This is a genomic window from Sulfuricurvum sp., assembly GCF_022759005.1.
Taxonomy (GTDB): Bacteria; Campylobacterota; Campylobacteria; order Campylobacterales; family Sulfurimonadaceae; genus Sulfuricurvum.
Map to the genome: position 1 here is coordinate 1 of NZ_JAEMQA010000018.1, position 3,344 is coordinate 3,344.

Genomic DNA, 3,344 nt, shown 5'->3' on the forward strand with positions numbered 1-3,344 from the left:
ATTAACATCATTGGAGCCACAATTGACTTCTCTACGCGTGTTATGCGATGCAGTTGCTCTTCCAGTTATTATAATTATATCGAATTATTCGTCTACTTTGATACGGCAATAAAAATTCGTTCAGCCATTTATTAACCCTTTTCAGGTATTATTGTCGCCATTTACTCAACTCAAGAGAACTCCTAAAGGATATGAATGCAAATTACAACCAACAAAATCAACTCCGCCAATGCGAAAATTAACGCAGCTATTACCCGCAAAACCGTCGATGCTAACGTCGAAAAAATTGCCAATCAACTCAGCAAAGAGATTAAAGTTGCCGGTTTTCGTAAAGGAAAAGTTCCCGTAAGTATGGTTAAAAAACAATACGGTGAGCGTCTTGTCCAAGATGCGGAGGCACAACTTTTGCGTGATGTCCTTAACGAAGGGTTAGCAGCGATGGAGATTGTTGCTGATACGTTGATTGGTGAGCCTAACATCACCAAATTTGAAAAACATGACAACGGTATTGATGTCGAAGTGACCATCGCTATGCGTCCCTCCATCGAGCTTGGCGATTACGCAGCAATGGTTCCTGAAGTGGTAAAAGTAGCTATCGAAGATGAAGCCATTGTTGCTCGTATCGAAGAGTTAGCCACTGCCCAAGCTCCCTTAGTCAATGTTGACGAAGACCGCCCATTGGTGAGTGGTGATACGGCGCTGATCGATTTTGAAGGGTTTGTCGATGGCGAAGCGTTCGAGGGGGGAAAAGCCGAAAACTTTTCACTCCGTTTGGGCAGCGGTCAATTTATCCCTGGATTTGAAGATCAAGTGATCGGAATGCGCAAAGGGGACGAAAAAACGATTGATGTAACCTTCCCTGAAAATTACGGCGGAGCCAAACTTGCAGGCAAACCGGCTGAATTCACAGTAAAAATCAACGCGATTCAAGCCAAAGAAGTGGTCGTTATCGACGAAGAATTAGCCAAAAAAATGCTCCCTGGATTTGAGGATGCAAGCGTTGAGATGCTCAAAGAAAAAGTCAAAGAGCAACTAGAAAGCGAAGCGATGAGCGTTCGATACAACGATGAGCTTAAACCTGCTTTGATGGAAACCTTTGTGAGTGCCTTTACTATCGATCTTCCTGATTTTATTGTCGAGCAAGAGATGGATATGGCATTGAACAAAAAAGCAAGTACCATGAGCGAAGAGGAGATTGCAGAACTTCGTGAAAACGCAGATAAAGTGCAAGAACTTCGCGAAACATTTCGTGAAGAGGCTGCTCGTGCCGTCAAAGCGACCTTTATTGTCGATGCGTTGGCAAAAGCAGAAAACATTGTCGTCAATGAACAAGAGTTGATGCAAACCATCTATTATGAAGCGATGCAAATGGGTCAAGATCCTGTGGCTGTGTACAAAAATTACCAAGAATCAGGCTACTTGCCCGCCATTCAAATGGCAATGATCGAAGATCGTGTTTTGAGCAAATTGCTTAACGACAAAATCAAGTAATAAATATGAGTTACATCCCTTACGTTATCGAAAAAACAGGGCGTGGCGAGCGGTCGTATGACATCTACTCCCGACTTCTTAAAGATCGTATTATTATGCTCAGTGGTGAAGTCCATGATGGGGCAGCCTCTTCTATCGTGGCACAAATGCTCTTTTTAGAAGCCGAAGATCCCCAAAAAGAGATCTATTTTTACATCAATTCTCCCGGAGGAGTGATCACTTCGGGAATGGCGATTTACGATACGATGAACTACATTCGTCCCGATGTGTGTACGATTTGTATCGGTCAAGCCGCTTCCATGGGAGCATTTTTGCTCAGTTCTGGTGCCAAGGGGAAACGCTATGCCCTTCCTCATGCTCGCATCATGATCCATCAACCTCTCGGCGGTGCGCAAGGTCAAGCGACCGATATCGAGATTCAAGCCAAAGAAATTTTGCGCATGAAAGCTGAACTCAATGATATTTTGGCGCGCAACTGCGGTCAAAGCATCGAAAAATTGGAAAAAGATACTGATCGGGATAACTTTATGTCCGCTTCCGAAGGGGTACAATACGGTATTATCGATGAAGTATTGATCCAAAAAGAAAAAGCAGACACCAAAGAATAAATCATGATACTACCCATCATCACTTATCCCCATAAAACCCTAAAAATGCGTTCTAAGGCAGTGGAGCAGTTCGATCAGGAACTGCACACTTTTTTAGACGATATGTACGAAACGATGATGGCAAAAAATGGGATCGGACTGGCTGCCATCCAAGTATCTCGCCCTATCCGTGCCTTAATTCTATCAATTCCTAACGACAAAGGGGATCAACACAAGGAGAATCTCCTTGAAATTATCAATCCCGTTATCCATACTACCAAAGGCTCAGTACTGTATCAAGAAGGGTGTTTGAGTGTCCCTGGATTTTATGAAGATGTGGAGCGATTTGAGTCGTTGACATTGCACTATCACAATCGACATGGAGAAGAGATCACCTTAGAAGCGACCGAGCTTTTGGCGATTGCGATTCAACACGAAATGGATCATTTGGAGGGGAAACTCTTTATCGAACGTCTCTCCTATAACCGTCGTAAAAAATTTGAAAAAGAGTACAAAAAAGCCCTCAAAGAGAAAAAATAATCTGCACATATCACTCTGATTTTTAAGTGCGTAGGCTTCCTCTGCATACACTCTTTTCGTCCGAAGCCTCCCAATAGGGGTTAAATAAAAGCCCAAACGTGTTAGAGTCCCTTTTTGATCCCTATTGCAAGTGAGTGTAGATGAAAACCCCAACAAATCAACCGTTTTTGGATGCGGTCAAAACCATGATTGCCCATGTGGGTGAAGATGTAACACGAGAGGGGTTACTTAAAACTCCCCAGCGTGTATTAAAAGCGTATGAATTTATGTTCGGTGGATACCAAGAAGATCCTCAAGCCATCCTCAATTCCGCGATGTTTGCAAGCTCTAATGATGAGATGGTACTCATCAAAGACATCGAATTTTATTCCACCTGTGAACACCATTTACTCCCCATTATCGGACGGGCACACGTAGCGTATATCCCTGATGGTAGAGTTGTTGGTCTCTCTAAAATCCCTCGTGTGGTCGATGTTTTCGCCCGACGGATGCAAATTCAAGAGCAACTCACCGAACAAATCGCCGATGCGTTGATGCACTCCATTGCCCCCAAAGGGGTTGCGGTGGTGATCCAAGCGCGCCATATGTGTATGGAGATGCGTGGGGTGGAAAAAATCAGCTCGACGACCACTTCTAGTGCATTACGCGGATTGTTCAAACGGGATGAAAAAACCCGTGCCGAGTTTTTTAGCCTCATCAATTCCTCTAGTGGGCATCGGTATTAAG

Annotated in this window: 4 protein-coding genes; all 4 read left to right on the plus strand. The window is 43.8% G+C overall.

Going from position 1 to position 3,344, the window contains the following annotated elements:
• Positions 1-195 precede the first annotated feature (195 nt).
• Positions 196-1,491 (plus strand): trigger factor, encoded by a 1,296-nt coding sequence (gene tig, locus JHC35_RS00975; protein WP_295041510.1) that lies wholly within the window; start codon positions 196-198, stop codon positions 1,489-1,491.
• Positions 1,492-1,496: 5 nt separating this feature from the next.
• Positions 1,497-2,099, plus strand: coding sequence for an ATP-dependent Clp endopeptidase proteolytic subunit ClpP (gene clpP, locus JHC35_RS00980; protein ID WP_295041511.1), 603 nt, complete (start codon positions 1,497-1,499; stop codon positions 2,097-2,099).
• A gap of 3 nt (positions 2,100-2,102) precedes the next feature.
• Positions 2,103-2,618: a peptide deformylase gene (gene def / locus JHC35_RS00985; protein ID WP_295041512.1), complete on the plus strand. Its 516-nt coding sequence runs from the start codon at positions 2,103-2,105 to the stop codon at positions 2,616-2,618.
• 140 nt (positions 2,619-2,758) lie between these two features.
• Positions 2,759-3,343, plus strand: a complete 585-nt coding sequence (gene folE, locus JHC35_RS00990; RefSeq protein WP_295041513.1) for a GTP cyclohydrolase I FolE — start codon at positions 2,759-2,761, stop codon at positions 3,341-3,343.
• Position 3,344: the final 1 nt, after the last annotated feature.

Bases quoted from the DNA above. Each gene is read 5' to 3' on its own strand.
- tig (WP_295041510.1), top strand. From the start codon at position 196: ATGCAAATTACAACCAACAAAATCAACTCCGCCAATGCGAAAATTAAC.
- clpP (WP_295041511.1), top strand. From the start codon at position 1,497: ATGAGTTACATCCCTTACGTTATCGAAAAAACAGGGCGTGGCGAGCGG.
- def (WP_295041512.1), top strand. From the start codon at position 2,103: ATGATACTACCCATCATCACTTATCCCCATAAAACCCTAAAAATGCGT.
- folE (WP_295041513.1), top strand. From the start codon at position 2,759: ATGAAAACCCCAACAAATCAACCGTTTTTGGATGCGGTCAAAACCATG.